The 23,412-nt window shown below is 29.9% G+C and carries 19 protein-coding genes; all 19 read right to left on the bottom strand.

The annotated features are described in order from the left end of the window. Positions 1-116: 116 nt before the first annotated feature. The 19 genes from pgsA to ispG all read right to left on the bottom strand — a co-directional run bounded on the left by pgsA (position 117) and on the right by ispG (position 23,410). Positions 117-707, bottom strand: a complete 591-nt coding sequence (gene pgsA / locus ARA19_RS10655; protein WP_055070950.1) for a CDP-diacylglycerol--glycerol-3-phosphate 3-phosphatidyltransferase — start codon at positions 705-707, stop codon at positions 117-119. Further along, complete coding sequence (rimO, locus tag ARA19_RS10660; RefSeq protein ID WP_055070951.1) at positions 691-2,025, bottom strand: 30S ribosomal protein S12 methylthiotransferase RimO; 1,335 nt, start codon at positions 2,023-2,025, stop codon at positions 691-693. The genes pgsA and rimO overlap by 17 nt, the downstream gene beginning before the upstream one ends. A 116-nt stretch (positions 2,026-2,141) precedes the next feature. Next, positions 2,142-4,550, bottom strand: coding sequence for an FtsK/SpoIIIE family DNA translocase (locus tag ARA19_RS10665; protein ID WP_055070952.1), 2,409 nt, complete (start codon positions 4,548-4,550; stop codon positions 2,142-2,144). Positions 4,551-4,984: 434 nt separating this feature from the next. Further along, on the bottom strand, positions 4,985-5,692 hold the full coding sequence (locus tag ARA19_RS10670; protein ID WP_084764458.1) for a ClpP family protease: 708 nt from the start codon (positions 5,690-5,692) through the stop codon (positions 4,985-4,987). Positions 5,693-5,739: 47 nt separating this feature from the next. Then, on the bottom strand, positions 5,740-6,936 hold the full coding sequence (gene dapG, locus ARA19_RS10675) for an aspartate kinase (RefSeq protein ID WP_055070954.1): 1,197 nt from the start codon (positions 6,934-6,936) through the stop codon (positions 5,740-5,742). Positions 6,937-6,948: 12 nt separating this feature from the next. Next, a complete protein-coding gene (locus ARA19_RS10680; RefSeq protein WP_055070955.1) occupies positions 6,949-7,224 on the bottom strand; it encodes a YlmC/YmxH family sporulation protein in 276 nt (91 codons plus the stop codon). A gap of 427 nt (positions 7,225-7,651) precedes the next feature. Continuing rightward, a complete protein-coding gene (locus tag ARA19_RS10685) occupies positions 7,652-9,769 on the bottom strand; it encodes a polyribonucleotide nucleotidyltransferase (protein ID WP_055070956.1) in 2,118 nt (705 codons plus the stop codon). A 91-nt stretch (positions 9,770-9,860) separates the two neighbouring features. Next, the gene (gene rpsO / locus ARA19_RS10690) at positions 9,861-10,124 is read right to left on the bottom strand and encodes a 30S ribosomal protein S15 (RefSeq protein ID WP_055070957.1); all 264 of its coding nucleotides are present in this window, start codon (positions 10,122-10,124) and stop codon (positions 9,861-9,863) included. Positions 10,125-10,242: 118 nt separating this feature from the next. Then, positions 10,243-11,172, bottom strand: a complete 930-nt coding sequence (locus tag ARA19_RS10695; protein ID WP_055070958.1) for a bifunctional riboflavin kinase/FAD synthetase — start codon at positions 11,170-11,172, stop codon at positions 10,243-10,245. A 10-nt stretch (positions 11,173-11,182) separates the two neighbouring features. Beyond that, complete coding sequence (truB, locus tag ARA19_RS10700) at positions 11,183-12,061, bottom strand: tRNA pseudouridine(55) synthase TruB (RefSeq protein WP_055070959.1); 879 nt, start codon at positions 12,059-12,061, stop codon at positions 11,183-11,185. Continuing rightward, positions 12,061-13,017: a DHH family phosphoesterase gene (locus ARA19_RS10705; RefSeq protein ID WP_055070960.1), complete on the bottom strand. Its 957-nt coding sequence runs from the start codon at positions 13,015-13,017 to the stop codon at positions 12,061-12,063. The genes truB and ARA19_RS10705 overlap by 1 nt, the downstream gene beginning before the upstream one ends. 2 nt (positions 13,018-13,019) lie before the next feature. Next, complete coding sequence (gene rbfA, locus ARA19_RS10710; RefSeq protein ID WP_055070961.1) at positions 13,020-13,370, bottom strand: 30S ribosome-binding factor RbfA; 351 nt, start codon at positions 13,368-13,370, stop codon at positions 13,020-13,022. A gap of 15 nt (positions 13,371-13,385) precedes the next feature. After that, on the bottom strand, positions 13,386-15,422 hold the full coding sequence (gene infB / locus ARA19_RS10715) for a translation initiation factor IF-2 (protein WP_055070962.1): 2,037 nt from the start codon (positions 15,420-15,422) through the stop codon (positions 13,386-13,388). 32 nt (positions 15,423-15,454) lie between these two features. Beyond that, positions 15,455-15,754, bottom strand: coding sequence for a 50S ribosomal protein L7ae-like protein (locus ARA19_RS10720; RefSeq protein WP_055070963.1), 300 nt, complete (start codon positions 15,752-15,754; stop codon positions 15,455-15,457). After that, positions 15,744-16,013 (bottom strand): RNase P modulator RnpM, encoded by a 270-nt coding sequence (gene rnpM, locus ARA19_RS10725; protein WP_055070964.1) that lies wholly within the window; start codon positions 16,011-16,013, stop codon positions 15,744-15,746. The genes ARA19_RS10720 and rnpM overlap by 11 nt, the downstream gene beginning before the upstream one ends. 27 nt (positions 16,014-16,040) lie before the next feature. Continuing rightward, positions 16,041-17,078 carry a transcription termination factor NusA gene (gene nusA / locus ARA19_RS10730; protein ID WP_055070965.1) on the bottom strand — a complete coding sequence of 346 codons (1,038 nt, stop codon included), beginning with the start codon at positions 17,076-17,078 and terminating at the stop codon, positions 16,041-16,043. 19 nt (positions 17,079-17,097) lie between these two features. Further along, the gene (locus tag ARA19_RS10735; RefSeq protein WP_055070966.1) at positions 17,098-17,568 is read right to left on the bottom strand and encodes a ribosome maturation factor RimP; all 471 of its coding nucleotides are present in this window, start codon (positions 17,566-17,568) and stop codon (positions 17,098-17,100) included. A gap of 313 nt (positions 17,569-17,881) precedes the next feature. Beyond that, the gene (locus ARA19_RS10740; protein ID WP_055070967.1) at positions 17,882-22,198 is read right to left on the bottom strand and encodes a PolC-type DNA polymerase III; all 4,317 of its coding nucleotides are present in this window, start codon (positions 22,196-22,198) and stop codon (positions 17,882-17,884) included. Between the two features lie 162 nt (positions 22,199-22,360). Continuing rightward, positions 22,361-23,410 carry a flavodoxin-dependent (E)-4-hydroxy-3-methylbut-2-enyl-diphosphate synthase gene (gene ispG, locus ARA19_RS10745; protein WP_055070968.1) on the bottom strand — a complete coding sequence of 350 codons (1,050 nt, stop codon included), beginning with the start codon at positions 23,408-23,410 and terminating at the stop codon, positions 22,361-22,363. Positions 23,411-23,412 lie beyond the last annotated feature (2 nt).

A 23,412-nucleotide genomic window follows, 5' to 3' on the forward strand; every position in this document is an offset into this window, starting at 1 on the left:
TGTTCTTATTTTATTATAATTTATTATTTATCTTATGTCAAATGAAAAGATGAAGTTTTACCCTAAATTTTGGTAAAACTCCATCCTTAATTATTTACTTATTTTCTTTTTTTATACTACTTATCTGTACTTATTATACCTTTATTTTTTACAAAATAATCCCATCCTGAAATTATTGTTATAATTACGGCAATATAAAATATAGCTAAAGGAATATACTCTATAAGGGCAACTGATAAATTAGTTGTCATGATTGTAGTTGTTATAGATGGTATTATTTTAATACTCTCTACTATTAATAACAATATTATTGCAAGCATTTGGAAAACAGTTTTTAATTTTCCCCAATTACTTGCTGCTATTACTTTTCCCTCTGCCGCTGCTATAGTTCTTAGTCCTGTTACTGCAAACTCCCTTGATAAAATTATAATAACAGCCCATGCTGGTATTACATCTAATTGAACTAATGACACTAAAGCTGCTGTAACTAAAAGTTTATCAGCTAAGGGATCCATAAACTTACCAAAATTAGTTATTTGATTTCTTGATCTTGCTATATATCCATCTATTTTATCTGTTATTGATGCTATTATGAATATTATTGTAGCAATAATTACTCCATAATAATTACTGTCTAAAATCATAAAAATTACAAATAGAGGAACTAAAAATATTCTTAATAAGGTTAATTTATTTGCTAAATTCATCCTTTACAACTCCTATTAAATCATAATCTAAAGCTTCTATTATCTCAACATTATAGAATTTACCCTTTTCTAAATCACTTCCTTTTATAAATACCTCACCATCTATTTCTGGAGCCATTTCGTAACTTCTACCCATATAATAATCTTTATTTTTATTTTCTATTAAGACTTTATATACTTTTCCAACTTTAGCCTTATTGATTTCTCTTGAAACCTCTAGCTGAGTAAGCATTGCTTCCTTTTCTCTTTCTGCCTTAACTTCTTCATCTATATGGCCTTCCATTTTAGCTGCTGGTGTATCCTCTTCTCTTGAATACTTAAATACACCTACTTTATCTAATTTTATTTCTTTTAAGAAATCTTTTATCTCATTAAAATCTTCCTCTGTTTCCCCAGGGAATCCTACTATTAATGATGTTCTTAATACTATATTATCAACACGACTTCTTAATTTTTCTATTTTAGCTATAATTTCTTCCTTTGTTGTTCTTCTAGCCATTCTTTTAAGAACATTATTACTTACATGTTGAATTGGTAAGTCTAAGTACTTACAAACTTTATCATTTTCTCTTATTTCTTCGATTAACTCATCGTATATTTCTTCTGGATAGCAATAAAGAAGTCTTATCCACTCTATTCCTTCTATTTTTGAAAGCTCTCTTATAAGTAAGTGTAATGTTTGTTTTCCATGAAGATCCATTCCATAATAAGTTAAGTCTTGTGCTACTAATATTAATTCTTTTGTCCCTTTTTTAGCTAGCATCTCTGCTTCTTTTATTATGTTATCTTCTAGTCTACTTCTAAATTTCCCTCTTATCTTAGGAATTATACAATAAGTACAGAAATTATCACACCCTTCTGCAATTCTTAAGTATGCAGTTGATTTTTCTGTTGTCACAATTCTTATTCCTTCATTGATAGTTTTATCAGTATATGTAACTGATAATATTTTTCTTGGATCTCTTATAAAGTCTTCTATTAACTCATCTATTTTTCCATAGTCATTAACACCCATCATTATATCTACTTCTGGCATTAATTCTAATAACTCTTTTCCATATCTTTGAGTTAAACATCCTGTTGCTATAAGTAATTTACATTTGTGCTTATGTTTATATTTAGCCATATCTAATATAGTATTAATAGATTCTTGCTTAGCTGATTCAATAAATCCGCAAGTATTAACTATTAATATATCAGCTTCCTTAGGATCATTAGTTAAAACATAATTACTTTCTATTTTCCCAAGCATTATTTCTGAATCTACTCTATTTTTATCACAGCCTAAGCTGACTACTCCAACTTTGTATTTTTCCAAAATTTATTCCTCCTGAATGTTTAATTTATACTTTAAATAAATTGTAATTTTTTTCTAAGTAATATATACTCACATATAATTTTAAATGTCTTTCTTTATTTAAACAAGTTTTTTTTCTAGTGCTTTTCTAACTCTTCCTTAGTTTTTAAAACTTGTCTTGGTTTATTCCCATCTCTTTTAGAAATAATACCCATTTCTTCTAACTGTTCCATAATTCTAGCAGCTCTATTAAAACCTACTTTCAATCTTCTTTGAATAAAGGAAGCAGATACTTGTCCTGATTCAACTACAATTTGTATAGCTTCATCTAATAATTCATCTCTATCTTCACTATTTCCACCTTCACCGCCTACAGAAGCAGAATTTATATGCTCTAAAATTTCCTCTTCAAAGGCTGTATCTACCTCATCTTCAGAATCCTTAATATGACTTACAACCTGTTCAACTTCCTCCTCAGATATAAAGGCGCCTTGAACTCTTAAATTATTAGATTCACCTATAGGACTGAAAAGCATATCTCCTCTACCTAAAAGTTTTTCTGCCCCAGCACTATCTAATATTGTTCTTGAGTCTATTTGGCTAGAAACTGCAAAGGATATTCTTGATGGTATATTAGCCTTAATAACTCCTGTTATTACATCTACAGAAGGTCTTTGAGTAGCTAAAACAAGATGCATTCCTGCTGCCCTTGCCATTTGTGCTAATCTACATATAGAATCCTCAACATCATGAGGACACACCATCATTAAGTCTGCAAGCTCGTCTACTATTATAACTATATAAGGTAATTTTTCACCAACTTTTGTTCTTTCAACAAAACTATTGTATGAACCAATATTTCTTACCCCAGTTTCTGCAAAAAGCTTATATCTTTTATTCATTTCATTTACTGCCCAATTTAAAGCTCCAGCTGCTTTTTTTGGTTCTGTAACAACTGGTATTAGAAGATGTGGTATTCCATTATAAACATTTAACTCTACCACTTTTGGGTCAACCATTAAAAGCTTCACCTCATCTGGTGAATATTTATATAAAATACTAACTATAAGGGTATTTATACAAACACTCTTACCTGATCCTGTTGCCCCTGCAATAAGTAAGTGAGGCATTGCACTTAAATCTGCAACTATAGCCTTACCTGTAATATCTTTTCCTAAGGCACAAGCTACTTTTACTTTACTCTCTCTAAACTCCTTAGATTCTATTATTTCTCTAAAGTATACTGGAGTTTGTTTTTTATTTGGTACTTCTATACCAATAGCAGATTTTCCAGGTATTGGTGCTTCCATTCTTATACCACCAGCTGCTAGTCCTAGTGCAATATCATCAGATAAATTTACTATTTTACTTACCTTTATTCCAGCCTTTGGTTGAATTTCAAATCTAGTTACTGAAGGTCCTTTTGTAACTTGAAGTATTTCTGCATCTACACCAAAACTTTTTAAAGTTCTTTCTAGCTTTCCTGCATTTTCTAATAATTCTTTTTTATCTGCATTATTCATTTTTGAATCATTATTTAAAGCTAGTAAATCAATAGTAGGAAAAGTATATTTCTCCTTCTTTTCTTTAGTATTATTTAATGTATGTTCTATTTCTTTATCTACAGAATCATTAACTTTTCTTTCAACCTTTTTATTCATTTTACTTTCTTCTCTTATAGGTTCCTCGACAATGGTAATTTCTTTATCTATAGTTTCTTTAAAATCTACTTTTATTTCATTTGCATTTACATCTTCATCTTCATCTATTTTTGAATTCTTCATAAAATCTAATATTTTCATTTTATTATTGCTTCTTGTCTCATTATTTAAACCTATTGAGCTCTCTAAGTAATCTCTCGCAAAAGGAGTTGTATTTTCTTTTTCATCATTATTATCATCTTCTACATACTCTCTTTCTCGAGTTTTTCTATTGGTTTTTATGTTAGTTCTTATGTTAAATTTCTTTTCTTTTACATCTCCCATTAATCCTCTAATATTATAATTAAATATAAGAATGGAACATATAATATATACAGCTATAACTAATATATATAAACCTATGTACCCTATAAGCTTGTATATAGGTAATACTACTAGAAATGTTATTATACCTCCATGCCAAATATAGCCATTAGAACTGTACATTACTATACTTTCTAAAGACTTTATTAAACTTCCTGGAATATAAAATGTACTTAAATCTAATGTTTCTAACAAAATTAAGGTTCCTATGATAAGTCCTGTAACTCCCCAATATTTTCTTGAAATTACGATTTTTTCTTTCATAAAATAATATCTTACTGCAATAGCTATCATATATATAGGAATGAAAAATGCTCCTACTCCCATTAAAGAAATAAATACTTTTTTTGATATAACACTTAAGTATCCAGCTTTATTACTATATAGGCTAAACATAAAAATAAGTGAACAAGAAATAACTAATATACCATAGATCTCACTATTATCTTTTGATTGTTTGGTGACTTTATTAGTAGTTTTCTTATTACTGTTACTTTTTTTCTTGCTTTTTACATTCGCCATTTTAAAAAACCACCTCACTTTTCTATCTATATAATAATATAAAGTATTTTTCAATTATTTTCTATATTATTACTAGAATAAAATTAAGTTCATTAATATTTAACTGTTTTATCTCATAGCTAGAGACTGTAATCCCCCTATTTTCTATAAGTGTGCAATAAACAGACAGCCTCACTCTTTTAGATAAGAATATCTAAGCATTCAGATGGAGCCAAACTCCACCTGAATTAAGTCTACGTTTATCAAATTACTAGCATCTCTGTATTACTCTAAAATTCTACAAACTAAAAATAAATACACATAAGCTCCTAGATAATTTCTTCTAAATTTAGTATGAATCCAAGTTTAATTCTCTCTCCATTAAATCTTAATTTATGTATCTTTAATATGAATAAAGAAAAGGGCTGTATTAACAGACCCTTTAATGATATAGTTTATAATTGTTTACTTTTCTCAGCTTTTTTACTTATGCTTTCATCTATTAACTGATTAAGTTTATCTAAAGCTTGCCTTACACCACCAACCTCATCTATTAATCCACATTTAACTGCTTCTTTACCTATGAGTATACTTCCCATATCATTTAATAAATCATTATTTCTCATCATTAAATCTTTAAGAGTATTCTCTTCAATATTGGAAGTTTTAACAATAAAATTATTTATTCTTTCCTGCATTTTCTTAAAATACTCAAAGGTTTGTGGAACTCCTATAATAAAACCATTCATTCTTATAGGGTGTATTATCATTGTTGCTGATGGTGATATAAAAGAATAATCAGAGGCCGTTGCTAAAGGAACTCCTATAGAGTGCCCTCCACCTATAACTAGAGATACAGTTGGTTTGCTCAAGCTTCTTATTATTTCTGCCATTGCAAGACCTGCCTCTACATCTCCACCTACAGTATTTAAAACAAAAAGTACACCTTCAATTTTAGGATTTTGTTCTAAATCTATAAGTTCTGGAATCATTTGTTCATACTTTGTAGTTTTTACTTGGGAGGGAGCTTCTGCATGACCTTCTATTTGGCCAATTATTGTTATTACTTGTATGGTTTCCCCATTATCTTCTGACTTATCTACGATTCCCAATTCTTTTATTTCTTCTACTTTATCTTTTTTATTTTCTTTTTCCATTTTCAGCCCTCTCTTTCTAAAATTATCTTTTACAAAGAAAGGGCTTTTTATTCTTAAAGAAATGCTTTGTGTAAAGATTTTATAGCTTGTTTAACTTTTGAAGTTTCTACCAAACACCATATAGTCATATGTGAATCTGCACTTTGAAGTACTTCTATTCCTTCCATATCTAAAGCTGATACAACATTTGCCATTACACCTGGTGTTCCTCTCATTTTAGAACCAACCATAGCAATCTTACTTAAATCGCTTATTATATTGTATTTTATATGATATTCATCCATTATAGCTTTAAATACTTCTAAATCCTCTTCTGAAATAGTAAATACTTTTTCCTTTGGGAATATATTTATAAGATCTAAGCTTATATTGTTCTTTCCTAATATATCTAAAACTACTTTATATTTTTCTTTATTATCCTCATTTTCAGTTAAACTAATAGAAACTTGAATTCTTCCATCTTGGTGTGTTATACCAACTATTATATTATTGCTTTCTAAATCTCCTACATTGTCAATTATAGTACCTTTACAACTTGACATAGTATTTCTTATAACTAGTGGTATATTTCCTCTCATAGCAGCTTCTACCGCTCTTGGATGTATTACCTTTGCTCCTTGATCTGCAAGTTCAAAAATTTCAGCATAACTTATTTTATCTATAAGCTCTGCGTCATTAACAATTCTTGGATCAGCGGTCATAAGACCATCTACATCTGTAAATATTTGTACCTCTTTAGCTTTTAATGCTGAGCCTAGTATTGCTGCTGTTGTATCACTTCCACCCCTACCTAAAGTTGTGAAGAACCCATTCCTATCAATACCTTGAAAACCAGCAACAACAGGTATTTTATTACTTTTTAATATTTCTACTATATTTTTAGTATTTATGTCTATAGGATTTGCACTAGAATAATTATCATCTGTTAAAATACCAGCTTGTCCTCCAGTTAAAGGAACAGCTTCTAAACCTTCTTCTAAGAGTTCATTACTCATTACTACAGTACTTATTATCTCTCCACAACACATAAGCATATCTGTTGCTAACTTATTATTTGACTTAAATTCACTATCTAACATTGATAGTAAACTATCTGTTGCATAAGGATCTCCCTTTCTCCCCATAGCTGATACTACAACCACTGGTTTAGCCCCTAATTCTAAGGTCTCCTTAACTTTTTCGATAACCATTTTTCTTCTTTCTTTAGTAGAAACTGATGTTCCACCAAATTTTTGTACTATAATTTCCAAAAGATCACGCCCCTATATATTTGCTTTGCGTATAAACTCTTGCTCTGCATCTAGAATTATAGTCTTAGCACCAATTTTCTTCACATAATCCCAGTCCACTTCATAATAGTCACTATTGTTAAACAATCCAAACTTTGATGTTCCTATATTTAGAAGCAATAGTTTAAATTCGCCTTTCTCATCTATTATTATATCATTACTTACTAATGTATTGTATTTTTCTCCGTCATTTACATTGATTATTTCGTATCTTTCCATTTCGCTTAAATATTTAATATTATTATCCATATAAATCCCTCCATATTATAAAAAATATGTTGAGACTTTAATTACTATGATAGTTTTTACTAGTAAATATAAATATATTTGCAAATTAAAATTCTATTTGATCACTAGTGTCTGCAATGCTCCACTATTCTATATATTAGGTATAAAGAAACACAAGCACTTAATTATTTTAACTGAATTAAATCTTAATTTATGTACTCTGAAATATTATAATATGTTTATCTGATAACTAGCGTCTGTAATACTAAGGTCTCCATAGCTTGACATAAACAAACGCATATCCCTAGATAACTTTGGCTAGAATTCAACTAGAATCAAAATTCTATCTGAATTAAGTCTTAATTTATTCATTACTCAAGACACTGTAAATATTCATTTCCTAACTATATAGACAAAAATAAAAAGGCAATATTATTGCCCTTCTACATTATTCTACGTCTTTTGCTGTTTTATTTTGTTCTTGAAGAACATCTTTTCTTGAAAGATTAACTCTTCCTTGTTGATCTATTTCAGTAACTTTAACTAAGATTTCATCCCCTACTGAAACTACATCTTCAACTTTATTTACTCTATTTACATCTAATTTAGATATATGAACTAATCCTTCTTTATTTGGAAGAACTTCTACAAAAGCTCCAAATTGAGTTATTTTAGTTACTTTTCCTAAATATATTTCTCCAACTTTAACTTCTTTAGTTAAGCCTTCTATTATTCTAATAGCTTCTTTCACACCTTGAGAATCTTCTGAAGAAACATAAACTAATCCATCTTCTTTAATATCTATTTTAACTCCAGTATCAGCTATAATTTTATTTATAACCTTACCACCTGCACCTATAACATCTCTTATTTTTTCTGGATCAATCTTAAGAGTTGATGTTTTTGGAGCATATTTAGAAACTTCTTCTTTTGCTGCTGGAATACATTCAGTGATTTTATCAATAATCATTAATCTTGCTTTTCTAGCACCTTCTATAGCATCTCTTATAATAGTTTTTGATAAACCAGCTATTTTAGTATCAACTTGTATTGAAGTTATACCTTTTTCTGTTCCTGCAACTTTAAAGTCCATATCTCCAAAGAAGTCTTCTATTCCTTGAATATCTGTTAATACTTCTTCTTCTGTTAAATCTTCTGAAGTTATTAATCCCATAGCTATACCAGCTGCTGGTCTTTTTATAGGAACACCTGCATCTAAAAGTGCTAAAGTACTTCCACATACTGATGCTTGAGAAGTTGATCCATTTGAACTTAAAACTTCTGATACTAATCTAATAGTGTACGGGAATTCTTCTTCTGAAGGAATTAATGGCTCTAATGCTCTTTCTGCTAAGGCACCATGACCAATTTCTCTTCTTCCTGGTCCTCTTAATGGTCTTACTTCTCCTACGCTATATGCTGGGAAGTTATAATGATGCATATATCTCTTTGATTCTTCTTCACCAATTCCATCAAGTATTTGGAATTCACCAATACCACCTAATGTTGCAACTGTCATAACTTGAGTTAATCCTCTTGTAAATATACCAGTTCCGTGAGTTCTTGGAAGAACATCAACTTCACAACTTATTGGTCTAACTTCATCAAAGGCTCTACCATCTGGTCTAACATGTTCTTTTAATAGCATTTTTCTAACAACTTTTTTTTGTATGTTATATACTATTTCTCCAATGTCCCCTAAAACTTCTTGGAATTCTTCTTTTTCATTAAATTCTTCTGATATTTTTTCTTTTACAACATCCATTGCTGCATTTCTTTCATCTTTATCTTGGATGTGCATAGCTTCACTTATCATATCATAAGCAAAGTCTTTTATTGCTTCTTCTAATTCTGAATTAACAGTATAAAGAACAGGCTCTTTCTTTTCTTTTCCGAAAGATTTCATAGCTTCTTCTTGGAATTTTATTATATCCTGTGATTTTTCAAATCCAAAGTTTATAGCATTTATCATAACTTCTTCAGGTATCTCATTTCCACCTGCTTCAATCATCATAACTCTATCCTTAGTTGCACAGACTGTTAATTCCATTTCACTTTTAACTCTTTCTTCTGATGTTGGGTTTAGTATGAACTCACCATCTATTAGTCCAACTTGAACAGCTGCTACTGGTGTAGTGAAAGGTATGCTTGATAGACATAATGCTGTAGATGCAGCATTGATTGCTAGTATTTCAGGTAAATTATCATTTTCTACTGATACAACTGTACATACAACTTGAACGTCATTTCTATATCCTTTTGGGAATAATGGTCTTAAAGGTCTATCTACAGCTCTACCATTTAATATTGCTTTGTCAGAAGGTTTTCCTTCTCTCTTTAAAAATCCACCTGGGATTTTTCCTACTGAATATAATCTTTCCTCATATTCTACACTTAAAGGAAAGAAGTCTATTCCTTCTCTTGGTTGTTCTGATGCATTAACATTTGTTAAAATTACAGTATCTCCATAACTCATAAAAATAGCAGCATCAGAAAGCATTCCAACTTTTCCGAATTCAACCTTAAACGGTCTACCTGCTATGTTAGTTTCATGTATTTGATTCATACTGAGTCCCTCCTTTCGGTACTCTATTGGTAAAAGTTTATAATTTTAATATTTTTAAAATAATAGAGCGGAAAAAACCCGCTCTACTAAATTATCTTCTTAATCCTAATTCCTTAATTATAGCTCTGTATCTTTCGATATCTTGCTTAGTTAAGTAGTTTAATAATCCTCTTCTTTGTCCAACCATCATTAAAAGACCTCTTCTTGAGTGGTGATCTTTCTTATGAGTTCTTAAGTGATCAGTTAAAGAGTTTATTCTTTCTGTTAATAATGCTATTTGAACTTCTGGAGAACCAGTATCTCCTTCGTGTCTTCCGTATTTTGCTATTAATTCTTGTTTTCTTGCTTTATCCATTGATAAACACCTCCGTATAATTATCCCCATAGTTCCATGAAATGAGACGGTACCCTCAAATCTTAGGACTAGGTTCTTTATGATTATATCAAATGTAATTTTTCTTGTAAATAAAGTTTTACAAAATAATTTTAAATTTTCTTTGCTCAGCAAAATTTTTATCGCTTTTTAGTTGATTTTTAAGTTCATCTAAAGAATTAAATTTTACGTTTCCTCTCATTCTTTCAATGAAATATACTCTTATTTCTTTACCATATATATCACCTGAAAAATCTAATATATTTGTTTCTACAGTTATAGTTTTACCATTTACAGTAGGATTATTCCCCACAGAGGTAATTCCTCTATATATTTCACCATCTAATTCTACATTTGTATAATATACTCCCATAGCTGGTAATACAGTATTTGCTGTTATATTAAGATTTGCTGTAGGAAATCCTATAGTTCTCCCTAATTGCTTCCCGTGTATTACTTCCCCTTTTATAGAATAAGGTCTAGTTAAAAGTTCTGTAGCTCTATTTATTTCGCCATCCTTTATTAATCCTCTTATAAAGGTTGAACTAATAACTACTCCCTCATCTTCTAAAGCACTCATTACATATAAATCAAAGTTTAATTTTTCACTTAAATCTCTAAGTAAGTTTACATCACCTTTATTTTTAAACCCAAATTTATAATTAAATCCAACCACTATAGCTTTTACATTGAATTTTTCTATTATTTCTCTTATAAATTCTTCTGGTTCAATAAGCATAAACTTCTTATCAAATTTAACTAAGCAAGAAATATCAATTCCTTCCTTTTCTAAAATATTAAGCTTCTCATCATTATCCATAATTACTTTAGGAGCTTTACTTTCATCTATAATCTCTAATGGATGATTTTTAAATGTATATACCATACTTAATCCATCATTTTTTTTACTTAATTCAACAACTTTATTTATTAAAGTTAAATGCCCTTTATGTAATCCATCAAAACTACCTAAAGCTACATATACATCTTTGTTAAAATTACCATTAAAATTTTCATCTACTAGAATCATTTACTTCTCCTCATATTAACATCTTTTCGATTTTAAAGCCCTTTTCAGTTCTTTTTCCTAATCCTAAAAGATTATTTTTTTCATCGTAAACTCTATATAATTTTTCAACTTCTAATTTCTTACCTTTATATATTTTGTTGTTTCCAACACAAACTCCATTTATAAGTAATTTTTTAAAATTATCATCTACTTCAAATTTAGGAAAATCAACTAGAGCATCCTCTAAAGTTAATATGTACTCTTCTACGTTTTCTTCATTTAAATCTTTTATATTTACAGAATTTTCTATTTTAAATTCACCATTTGCAATTCTAACTAAAGCAGTCATTGTTGCTCCAACCTTTAACTTTTCACCTATATCATAACAAAGACTCCTAATATAAGTTCCCTTAGAACAACTTACATCCATAGTAATATAAGGTAAATTTATTTCTATATTTTCTATAGAATTTATAGTAATTTTTCTTGCTTCTCTTTCAACTTCTATACCTTTTCTAGCAAGTTCGTATAATCTCACACCATCTTTTTTTAATGCAGAGTACATAGGAGGAACTTGTTCTATTTCTCCTTTAAATTCGCCTATAGTTTTAATGATATCTTCTTCTTTTACATTTTCAATTGAGTTTTCTTTTATTACTTCACCTTCTAAATCATAAGTAGTAGTAATAACCCCTAACTTAAATGTAACTCTATAGACTTTTTTATTTTCCATTATATATTCTATAATTTTAGTAGCTTTTCCTAGGCAAACTGGTAATACTCCAGATGCCTCTGGGTCTAATGTACCAGTATGACCTACCTTTTTTTCTTTAGCATACCTTCTTATTTTAGCTACAACATCAAAGGAACTTTGGCCAGTGTTTTTACATACATTTATTATTCCATTCATTACATCAACTCTTTTTCTAATTCTTTTATAATAAGTTCTTTAGCTTCACTCATTGTTTTATTTTTTATTATAGCTCCAGCTGCTTTTGTATGCCCACCGCCATTAAAGTTTTCAGCTATTTTTCTTACATCTAGTGTATCCTTAGATCTAAAACTTAATTTTATTCCATCACTAGATTCCTTTGCTAAAACACATCCTTCAGTTCCTTTTACTTTATTACCAAAAGAAACAATATCTCCTGAATCAACTTTTTCAAGACCAGCATCTTTAATCATAGCCTCTGTTATTGAAATAAATACTATTTTTCCATTGCAAATAAGCTCCATATTATTTAGAGCTGCTCCTGTTAATTTTAACTTTGCGAATTCTTTATTATCAAATAATTCTCTATGAACTTCATCATGTGCTATGTCTTTTTCTAAAAGACTTTTAGCTATACTATGAGTTCTTGGTGTTGTATTTGAATATCTAAATGACCCTGTATCTGTAACTAAAGATGCATATAAAGTTCTTGCTATCTCTCTAGTTATTTCTATATTTAATTCTGTTAATAACTCAAAAATTATTTCTGCTGTAGCAGCAGCTTGTGTATCTGTATAATTTAAATCTCCATAAAGATCATTTGATAAATGATGATCTATATTTACTAATTTACCTTTAAAGTCTTTTAAATCTGCAGATATTCTTTCATAGTTACCACAGTCAACTACTATAACAGCTTCTGTTCCCTCCACTGGCTTTGAAAACTCACCTGTAATTTCCTCAGTATATGGCAGAAAGCCTAGATTATCCGCAGGTACATCCTTTGAGATAATATAAGCTTCTTTCCCATAATTTCTTAAGCCTTGAAGCAGTGCTAAAGCACTGCCCATGGCATCACCATCTGGAGAAACATGAAAAGTTATAGCTATTTTATTAATTGATTTAATAAATTCTGCTATTTCATGTAATCTCATTTTTATTTCTCCTTTATTTTTTCTAATAAAGAATCTATATGCATTCCTTGCTCTATAGACTTATCTAATTCTATAATTATTTCTGGAGTATATCTTAAATTGATTCTATGCCCAATTTCTTTTCTAATAAATCCAGCTGACCCTTTTATAGCTTCAAAAGTTTCTTCTTCCTCTTCTTTTTTAGTTGAGAAAATACTTAAGTAAACTTTAGCATATCTTAAGTCCTTTGTTACTCTAACATCAGTTACACTTACCATTGCTTTTATTCTTGGGTCTTTTATACTATTTCTAATTATATCACTAACTTCTTTTTTAACTTCTTCGTTAATTCTTCCGCCTCTATAATTAGCCATAATTTATCACCTCTTTTAAAGTTCTTTTCTTTGTATAGCTTCCATTGTAAATGCTTCTACAATGTCTCCCTCTTTTATATCATTGAACTTCTCTAGACTTAAACCACATTCATATCCTGCTTTAACTTCTTTTACGTCATCTTTAAATCTCTTTAATGATGCAAGCTTAGTTTCAGTTATAACTATACCATCTCTTATTAATCTTACGTCAGCATTTCTAGTTACTTTACCATCTAAAACATAAGCACCTGCTATAGTTCCAACATTTGATATTTTATAGATTTGTCTTATTTCTACATTTCCTAATACTACTTCTTTATATTCTGGTTCAAGCATACCTATCATAGCAGACTTAATATCTTCTATAGCTTCATATATAACTCTATAAGTCTTAACATCTACACCTTCTGCATCAGCAGCAGCAACTGCATTAGCTGATGGTCTTACGTTAAATCCTATTATTAAAGCATTTGAAGCTGCTGCTAGTGTTATATCTGTTTCTGTTATAGCTCCAACAGCACCATGTATAACTCTTACTCTTACGTCTTCAGTACTTAATTTTTCTAAAGATCCTTTAATAGCTTCTACTGAACCTTGTACATCAGCCTTTATTATAACTGATAATTCTTTTACTTTACCTTCTTTAATTTGGCTATATAAATCTTCTAATGAAACTCTATTAGCTGAATTAAATCCTTCTTGTCTTTGTTTTTCAACTCTACTTTCTGCCATTTGTCTTGCAGTTTTTTCATCCTTAACAACTAAGAATCTATCTCCAGCTGCTGGTACTTCTGATAATCCTAATATTTCTACTGGAATTGAAGGACCTGCTGATTCAATTTTTTCTCCATCATCATCAAACATAGCTCTTATTCTACCATAAGTACTTCCTACTAATATAGAATCTCCAGCTTTTAAAGTACCATCTTGAACTAATAGACTAGCTACAGCACCTCTACCTTTATCAAGTTTAGCTTCTATAACTGTACCTTTTGCTTTTCTATGTGGGTTTGCAACTAATGCTTGCATTTCTGCTGTTAATTGAACCATTTCTAATAAAGTATCTAAGTTTTCACCTGTCTTAGCTGATACTGGAACTGCTATAACATCTCCGCCCCAATCTTCAACTAATAAATTATGTTCACTTAACTCTTGTTTAACTCTATCTATATTAGCAGCTGGTCTATCTATTTTGTTTATAGCTACTACCATAGGAACTTTAGCTGCTTTACAGTGGTTTATAGCTTCTGCTGTTTGTGGCATTATACCATCATCAGCTGCAACAACAAGTATAACAACATCTGTTATTTGAGCTCCTCTAGCTCTCATTGCTGTGAAAGCTTCGTGTCCTGGAGTATCTAAGAAAGTCATTTCTTCTCCTTGAACAGTTACTGTATAAGCACCAATATGTTGAGTTATTCCACCAGCCTCTCTAGCTGCAACCTTAGATCTTCTAATAGCATCTAAAAGTGATGTTTTACCATGGTCAACATGCCCCATTACTGTTATAATAGGTGGTCTCTTTTCTAAGTTTTCAGTTTCGATTTCTTCTTCTTCAAACTCATCTAATTGATCATCTACTTCTTCTTTATAAGCAGTTACTTCAAATTTTTCTGCAACTTTTGATGCAGTTTCAAAATCTATTTCTTGGTTTATAGCTGCCATAACACCTTCAAATATTAAAGTTCTTATAACTTCATTTGATGGTTTATTTAACTTTTCAGCTAATTCTTTAACTGTTATAGTTTCTCCAATTTCGATAACTTCTATTGGTCCATTATCTACTTCTACTTCTTCTTTTTTACCTTTTTTCTTTTTCTTTTTCTTTACATTGTTAACTTCTTCAGATACTATTTCCTCATATTCATCAACAATGCTTCCTTCTTCTCTGCTGCCTTTTATAAGTTCTTTTATTAATTCAGCATCTTCATCCTCGATTATACTCATGTGGTTTTTAACCTCAATGCTGAATTCATCCATTAATATCTTTATAAGACCTTTGCTAGAAATTCTTAATTCCTTAGCTAATTCATATACTCTTATCTTTGACATATATTCACCCCCGAAAAATCTATAGTTTAAAATTATATTTCATAAGACAATAATTTTTTTGCCATATTTGAATCCATAATTCCAACTATGTTTATTTCTGTTTTTCCTATACTATATCCTAACTCTTCTTTTGAAAAACCATCAATATATGGTATGTTGTGTTTTTCACAGAGTTTTAAAAATTTATCTTTAGATCTTTCTGATAAATCAGTTGAAAATATAATTAAATGTATCTTTTTTTTACCTATTATCTCTTCACATTTATTATACCCGTCAACAGTATTACCTGATCTTTTTGCTAAGCCTAAAAAACTTAAAAATTTACTTCTCATTAGATATTTCTTCCTTTAACCTTTGGTAGATTTCTTCACTTATATTACTTGATAAACTTCTATTAAGTCTTCTAGCTTTAAAAGCCTTCTCAAGACATTCTTCACTTTTACAAATATAAGCTCCTCTTCCAGCCTTCTTACCTGTTAGGTCTACAGAAATGTTATCTTCTTTGTCTTTAACAACTCTTATAAGCTCATTCTTAGGCTTCATTTCCATACATCCATTGCACATTCTCATTGGAATCTTTTTTATTTTCATAACTATCACCCCTCGCTTAGAGTAATACTATTCTGCTTGTGATTTGCTCTTGATGTCTATTTTCCATCCTGTAAGTTTAGCTGCTAATCTTACATTTTGGCCTTCTTTTCCTATTGCTAATGATAATTGTGAATCTTCAACAACAACTTGAGCTGATTTACTTTCTTCATTAACAGTAACCTCTAATACTTTTGCTGGGCTTAAAGCATTAGCTATATATTCTTCTGGATCTTTACTCCATTTGATTATATCAATTTTTTCATTTTTAAGTTCATTTACTATGTTTTGAACTCTAACACCTTTAGGACCAACACATGCTCCCATTGGATCTACTGATTCATCATTTGAATGAACAGCTATTTTAGTTCTTGAACCTGCTTCTCTAGCGATGCTTTTTACTTCAACAACACCTTCATAGATTTCTGGAACTTCTAGTTCAAATAATCTTTTAACTAAACCTGGATGAGTTCTTGATACTAAAACTTGTGGTCCTTTTGTAGTATCTTTAACTTCAACTATATATAATTTTAACATTTCGTTGAAGTTATAATTTTCTCCTGGCATTTGCTCATTAGGTCCTAAAATTGCTTCTATTTTTCCTAAATCAACAAAAGCATTACCTTTGTCTTTTCTTAAAACAGTACCTACAATTATATCATGCTCTTTTTCAGCAAATTCATTATAAATTATGCTTCTTTCTGATTCTTTTATTTTTTGTATTACCATTTGTTTAGCTAATTGAGCAGCCACTCTTCCAAAGTTTTTAGGTGTTACTTCTATGTCTACCTTATCTTCTAATTGGAATCTAGCATCTATTTCTTTAGCTTCTTCTAAGCTTATTTCTGTAGAATCATCATAAACTTCTTCTACAACTTCTTTTTCAGCATAAACCTTTATTGTACCTTTTTTTAGGTCTCTTCTTATTTTAACATTTTGTGCTTGACTTGAATAATTTTTTTTATAAGCTGCAATTATCGCTTCATCTAATACTTCTAATAATTCTTCTTCGCTTATTCCTTTTTCCTTAACTATTTCTGTTAACGCCCCTAGAAATTCTTGGTTCATTGCAGTTCTCCTCCTTAAACTATATCTCTCCTTGTAAATTTGCTTTTTTAATTTTTTCCCTAGGAATATTTATATTTTGACCTTCCACGTCAACTACTATTTCGTTATCATTAGCTGATTTTAATATACCTGTATACTTTTTCTTACCTTCTACTGGTTTTGAAAGAATAATTACTACATTTTTCTCTATAACTCTATTAAAGTGTTCAGTAGTTGCTAATATTCTATCTATTCCAGGTGATGATACTTCTAAGAAGTCTACATCAATATTTTTCTCCATTTGTTTTTCATCAAAAATTTCATTTATTCTTCTACTAACAACTTCACAATCTTTAAATCCAACGCCTACTTCAGCTTTATCTATATAAAATCTTAAATAATTCGCATTATTTTCTTTAACATATTCAATATAATATAATTCATATCCTTGCTCATTTATGACAGGTTCGAATTCATTAGTTAATTCATTAACAATTAATTCTTTTTTCATCATTCTTCCCTCCTTATTCAATTTTATCACTAAACTAACAACATTTCTAAATTTACTCATATGTAAAAACGCAACCTTTTTCTAAAGTTGCGTTTAAACAGAAAGAGCGGGCATTTTTTCCCACTCCTTAAATCTAAGCTATTAGCATAATACTTTCAATTATTATGATATCATAGTAATTACTTGATTACAAGTTTAATTTAATATTAACCTGTTTATTACCAATATATGGGCATTTTATATATTTAGTCACCTTATTAAATATTATCCCATCTTTCAATTAGATTATACAAAATTTGTTTCTAAATTTATATTATCCAAATAAACTAAGTTGGTTTGTATCTTGCATTCCTTCAAGACATCCATGAACACCTAAAGTTTCTATTACTGTTTTTGATATTTTTGCTCTTATTCTTAAATCTTCCTTTGAAATAAATTCTCCATCTTTTCTTGCTTCAACAATAGCCTTAGCAGCATTATCTCCAACACCTTGAAGAGCATTAAGAGGAGGTCTTATTCCCTCTGGTTCTATTTTAAATTTCATAGCATCAGAGGTGTATAAGTCAACTTTTTGGAACTTAAATCCTCTTTTATACATTTCATATGAAATTTCCAATATAGTTAAAAGCCCTTTTTCCTTAACTGATATAGCATTACCTAAAGCATTTAACTCATCCATTTTTGCCTTTATAACCGCTTCACCTTTACAAATTAATTCAGCATCAAAGTCATCTGCCCTAACTGAGAAATAAGTTGTATAGTATGCTTCTGGATAATAAACTTTAAAATAAGCTATTCTAACTGCCATCATAACATAGGCAACAGCATGACCTTTTGGGAACATGTATTTTATTCTTTTACAAGATTCTATATACCAATCTGGTACATTATGTTCTCTCATTACAGCTTCATCTTCTTCACTTAATCCTTTTCCTTTTCTTACCTTCTCCATAATAGTAAAGGCTGTCTTAGGTGGTAAATCCTTATACATAAGATAAACCATAATATCGTCTCTTGTTGAAATACAATCCTTCAGAGTTGTATATCCTTCTTTTATAAAGTACTGGGCATTATTAAGCCAAACATCAGTACCATGTGATAATCCAGATATTCTAACAAGGTCTGCAAAACTTTTTGGTTGAGTATCAACAAGCATTTGTCTAACAAATTTAGTCCCAAATTCAGGTAGTCCATAACTACCTACTTCACAGCCTAACTCTTCCTTTGTTACCCCTAAGGCTTCTGTAGATGTAAATAAACTTATAACCTTTGGATCATTAAGAGGAATAGTCTTTGGATCCACTCCTGTTAAATCCTGTAACATTCTTAAAACAGTAGGGTCGTCGTGACCTAGTATATCAAGTTTTAGAAGTCTACCACTTATTGAATGGTAATCAAAGTGAGTTGTTATTATATCTGTATTTACATCATCTGCTGGATGTTGAATTGGGCAGAAGTTAAATATTTCATTATCTTGAGGAACAACCATAATTCCCCCTGGATGTTGCCCAGAAGTTCTTTTTACTCCTGTACATCCTATTGTTAGTCTTTCTATTTCTGCTTGAGAAACTACTATATCTCTTTCTTGAAGATATTTTTTCACATAACCATAGGCTGTTTTTTCAGCTACTGTACCTATAGTTCCTGCCTTAAATACATAACCTTCTCCAAATAGTACTTCAGTGTATTTATGAACTACTCCTTGATATTCTCCTGAGAAGTTAAGGTCTATATCAGGTTCCTTATCCCCCTCAAAACCAAGGAAAGTTTCAAATGGTATATCATGACCATCTTTAATATATTCTGCTCCACAATCTGGACATTTTTTATTAGGTAAATCTGCTCCTGAACTAATTGACCCATCTAAAAAGAATTCTGACTTTTTACAATTTGGGCAAACATAATGAGGTGGCAAGCCATTAACCTCTGTAATATCAGACATAGTGGCAACGAAAGAAGAACCAACAGATCCCCTTGATCCAACTAAATATCCATCTTCTAAAGATTTTGCCACTAATTTTTGAGCTATAAGATATAACACTGCATAGCCATTGTTTATTATGGAATTAAGTTCCTTATCTAGTCTCTTTTGAACCACCTCTGGAAGAATATCTCCATAAATTGAATGCACCTTATCTAAGGTCATCCTTTTTATATCTTCCTCAGCACCTTCTATTTTAGGTGGGAATGTTTCATCTGGTATAGGCTTTATTTCTTCTATTTGATCAGCTATTTTTTGAGTATTATAAATAACTACTTCCTTTGAAACCTCTTCTCCTAAATATGCAAATTCCTTAAGCATTTCTTCTGTTGTTCTAAAATATAAAGGTGGTTGATTATCACAATCTCCAAAACCTTGCCCCGCTTGAATAACTCTTCTAAACGCTTCATCTGTAGGATTAAGGAAATGTACATCACAAGTTGCTACAACTGGTCTATTCATTTCTTGCCCTAAATCATATATTTTTTTATTTATTTCCTTAAGTTCATCATTATCTTTAACATTTCCCTTTCTAACTAAATGAGCATTATTTCCTATAGGTTGAATTTCAAAATAATCATAGAAATCAGCAACCTCTTTTAGTTCTTCACCTGTTTTCCCTTCTAAAACAGCCTTATAAAGCTGACCTCCTTCACAGGCTGAACCTATTATTAATCCTTCTCTCATTTCAGTTAAAAGAGTTTTTGGTATTCTTGGTTTTCTAAAGAAATATTTTAAATGGGCATCTGATACTATTTTATATAAATTTTTAAGCCCTTTTTGATCTTTTGCTAAGATTATAACATGATGTAATGGTTGCTTTTTAACATCTACATTTTCTAAAAATTCTTTATTTAATTCCTTTAGAGTATTTATTTCTAATTCCTCTTTTAATTTTTTAAAGGATATAACTAAAATATCTGCTGTAGCCTTGGCATCATCAACAGCTCTATGGTGATTTTCAAGACTAACACCTAAATGCTTAGCAACAGTATTTAATTTAACCCTCTTTAATTCAGGGTATAAAAATCTAGCTAGTGGTACAGTATCCATAACTTGATTTTTAAATGTTCTATCTAAATCTTTAAGGTTTTTCTTAATAAAAGATATATCAAAGGCTGCATTATGTGCTACCATAGTTGCATCACCAGTGAAGTCCATAAATTTTGGAAGGATAGTTTCAATCTTTTCAGCATCCTTAACCATATCATCAGTTATTCCTGTAAGATCTATAATTTCTGCTGGTATCATTCTCTCTGGATTTACAAACTCACTAAATCTATCAATTATTTCACCATTCTTTATTTTTACAGCACCAATTTCTATTATTTTATCATTTTTGCTAGAAAATCCTGTAGTCTCTAAATCGAAGACTACAAATTCTCCATCTAAATCTCCCTCTTCTCCATTTATAACCATAGGAGTTCCATTATCAACTAAATAACCTTCTACACCATAGATTATTTTTATGCCATGTTTTTTCCCTGCACTTTGAGCATCTGGGAATGCTTGAACAACACCATGGTCAGTTATTGCTACAGCTTTATGACCAAATTTAGCAGCTTGCTTCACTATATCAGAAGCTGAAGATACTGCATCCATCATACTCATTGTTGTATGTAAATGAAGTTCAACTCTTTTTTCTTCACTATTATCCATTCTTTCTACTTTTGTCATTTTACAAATATCTCTAGCCATAATTACTACTTCTTTAGCATAAGGGTCCATAGTAGCTTCCCCTCTTACCTTACAGTAGAAACCTTTTTTAACATGTTCTAAAACCTCTGAATCTTTAGATTTTAAGAAACACTTAACAGCTATAGAACTTGTATAATCTGTTATGAAGAATGTTAAAATAATTTTTCCAGCTCTAGTTTCAAAAATATCTGTTTTGAAAACTTCTCCTGTTATAGCTACAACTCCAGAACCTTGATTAACTTCTTTTATGTCTATAGACTCTTCCCTTATAGCTCTACCTAAAATAATATTTTCATTTTTAGGACCAGCTTCCTTTGAATATTCTCCATAGGATTTTTTCTTTTCAGCAGTTTTAGGCTGAGCTGGTTTTTTTACACCTTCTACCTGTCTAGTTTTTATTTCCTTAGCTAATTCTTTTTCTGCTTTTACTTGTATATCAATATAACTATTATCCCTAAGCTCTTCATTATAATTCACTTCAATATTACAGCTTAAATCAAAAGTTGCATTTATTATATTTCTTATTTTATTATCTATTTTATTTTTTTCATTAAGCTTAACTAAATAATCATAACCTGATTCTAATATAAGGCTATTATTAACAACAGTTCTCTTTGCCGTTGTTAAAAGTGGCTTCATCATAGGATATTCCTTAACTACTGAATCGATTATGTTTAACCAATATTTTGTTGACACATCCTCTAATGTTGCATTAGATATATTAATAAAAATAACTAATTCTATTTCTATATCCATTCCTAGTGCTTTTTTTATGTATTTCTCTATATTTTTTTGATTTTCCTCACTAATTTGATCCTTGCTTTTTATTATAACCTTTAGTAAATTTCTACTCTTTACTAACTGAAATTTTTCTATTTCAAATTCTAAGTCATAAAGTTTATCATCTTTTTTTAATGTATCATTGATTTTTTTAATAAACTCAGCACTCAAAATAACATCTCCTTTTTAAAGTGTAAAGAGGCTGCATTAGGTCAACCTCTAAATAATTTCTCTTACCTTTATAAAATATATTATTCCTCTCCTAAGATTTCTATATAGTTAGCTAAAAGGCAGAGGGGATATATCTGTAATTTTGATACATCCCCATTATTTCTATAGTTCTTCTATAGTTTTTATTAATTCTTCTACTAATTCTTCTTCTTTAACTTTTTTATAGATTTCACCTTTTTTAAAGATTAAACCTACACCTTTTCCACCTGCTATTCCAATATCAGCTTCTCTAGCTTCTCCAGGTCCATTAACAACACAGCCCATAATAGCTACCGTTATATTTTTTTTATAACCTTCTAGTCTTTTTTCAACTTCATTAGCAATTCCTATTAAATCAATTTCTGTTCTACCACAAGTTGGACATGATATAAATTCAATTCCACCTTCTCCATATCCAAAGTTAGCTAGAATTTCTTTACCTACTTTAACTTCTTCTATAGGATCACCTGTTAATGATATTCTTATAGTATCACCAATACCTTCTGCAAGTAAGGTTCCTATTCCTATAGATGATTTTATAGTTCCTCTCCAAGGAGTTCCAGCTTCAGTTACACCTAAATGAAGAGGATAATCTACTTTTTCAGAAGCTATTCTATAGCTTTCTATCATTGTTTTTATATTAGATGATTTTAATGATATTACTATATCTCTAAAATCTAACTCTTCTAATATTTTAACATGTTCTAAAGCACTTTCAACTATAGCTTCTGCGGAAGGTTTACCATATTTTAATAAAAGTTCTCTTGAAATAGATCCAGAGTTAACACCTATTCTTATTGGTATATTTCTTTCTTTACAAGCTTTTACTACAGCTTCAACTCTATCTCTACTTCCTATATTTCCTGGATTAATTCTTATAGCTGATATACCATTTTCTGCAACCTTTAAAGCCAATCTATAATCAAAATGTATATCTGCAACTACAGGAATATTGACTAATTTAACAATATCCTTAATAGCTTCAGCAGCTTCCATATCTGGAACTGCACATCTTACTATTTCACATCCGGCTTCTTCTAAAGCTTTAATCTGTGCTACAGTAGCTTCTACATCTCTTGTGTCTGTATTAGTCATAGATTGCACAGATACCTTTGAGTCTCCTCCAATATATACATTTCCAACTTTTACTTTTCTAGTTTTTTTTCTATTCATTT

This window comes from Clostridium massiliamazoniense, assembly GCF_001403635.1.
Lineage (GTDB): Bacteria > Bacillota > Clostridia > Clostridiales > Clostridiaceae > Sarcina > Sarcina massiliamazoniense.

Bases quoted from the DNA above. Each gene is read 5' to 3' on its own strand.
- pgsA (WP_055070950.1), bottom strand. From the start codon at position 707: ATGAATTTAGCAAATAAATTAACCTTATTAAGAATATTTTTAGTTCCT.
- ARA19_RS10665 (WP_055070952.1), bottom strand. From the start codon at position 4,550: ATGGCGAATGTAAAAAGCAAGAAAAAAAGTAACAGTAATAAGAAAACT.
- ARA19_RS10680 (WP_055070955.1), bottom strand. From the start codon at position 7,224: ATGGATAATAATATTAAATATTTAAGCGAAATGGAAAGATACGAAATA.
- ARA19_RS10685 (WP_055070956.1), bottom strand. From the start codon at position 9,769: ATGAATCAAATACATGAAACTAACATAGCAGGTAGACCGTTTAAGGTT.
- rpsO (WP_055070957.1), bottom strand. From the start codon at position 10,124: ATGGATAAAGCAAGAAAACAAGAATTAATAGCAAAATACGGAAGACAC.
- ARA19_RS10695 (WP_055070958.1), bottom strand. From the start codon at position 11,172: ATGATTCTAGTAGATGAAAATTTTAATGGTAATTTTAACAAAGATGTA.
- truB (WP_055070959.1), bottom strand. From the start codon at position 12,061: ATGAATGGAATAATAAATGTATGTAAAAACACTGGCCAAAGTTCCTTT.
- ARA19_RS10705 (WP_055070960.1), bottom strand. From the start codon at position 13,017: ATGAGATTACATGAAATAGCAGAATTTATTAAATCAATTAATAAAATA.
- rbfA (WP_055070961.1), bottom strand. From the start codon at position 13,370: ATGGCTAATTATAGAGGCGGAAGAATTAACGAAGAAGTTAAAAAAGAA.
- infB (WP_055070962.1), bottom strand. From the start codon at position 15,422: ATGTCAAAGATAAGAGTATATGAATTAGCTAAGGAATTAAGAATTTCT.
- ARA19_RS10720 (WP_055070963.1), bottom strand. From the start codon at position 15,754: ATGAGAAGTAAATTTTTAAGTTTTTTAGGCTTAGCAAAAAGATCAGGT.
- rnpM (WP_055070964.1), bottom strand. From the start codon at position 16,013: ATGAAAATAAAAAAGATTCCAATGAGAATGTGCAATGGATGTATGGAA.
- nusA (WP_055070965.1), bottom strand. From the start codon at position 17,078: ATGAACCAAGAATTTCTAGGGGCGTTAACAGAAATAGTTAAGGAAAAA.
- ARA19_RS10735 (WP_055070966.1), bottom strand. From the start codon at position 17,568: ATGAAAAAAGAATTAATTGTTAATGAATTAACTAATGAATTCGAACCT.
- ispG (WP_055070968.1), bottom strand. From the start codon at position 23,410: ATGAATAGAAAAAAAACTAGAAAAGTAAAAGTTGGAAATGTATATATT.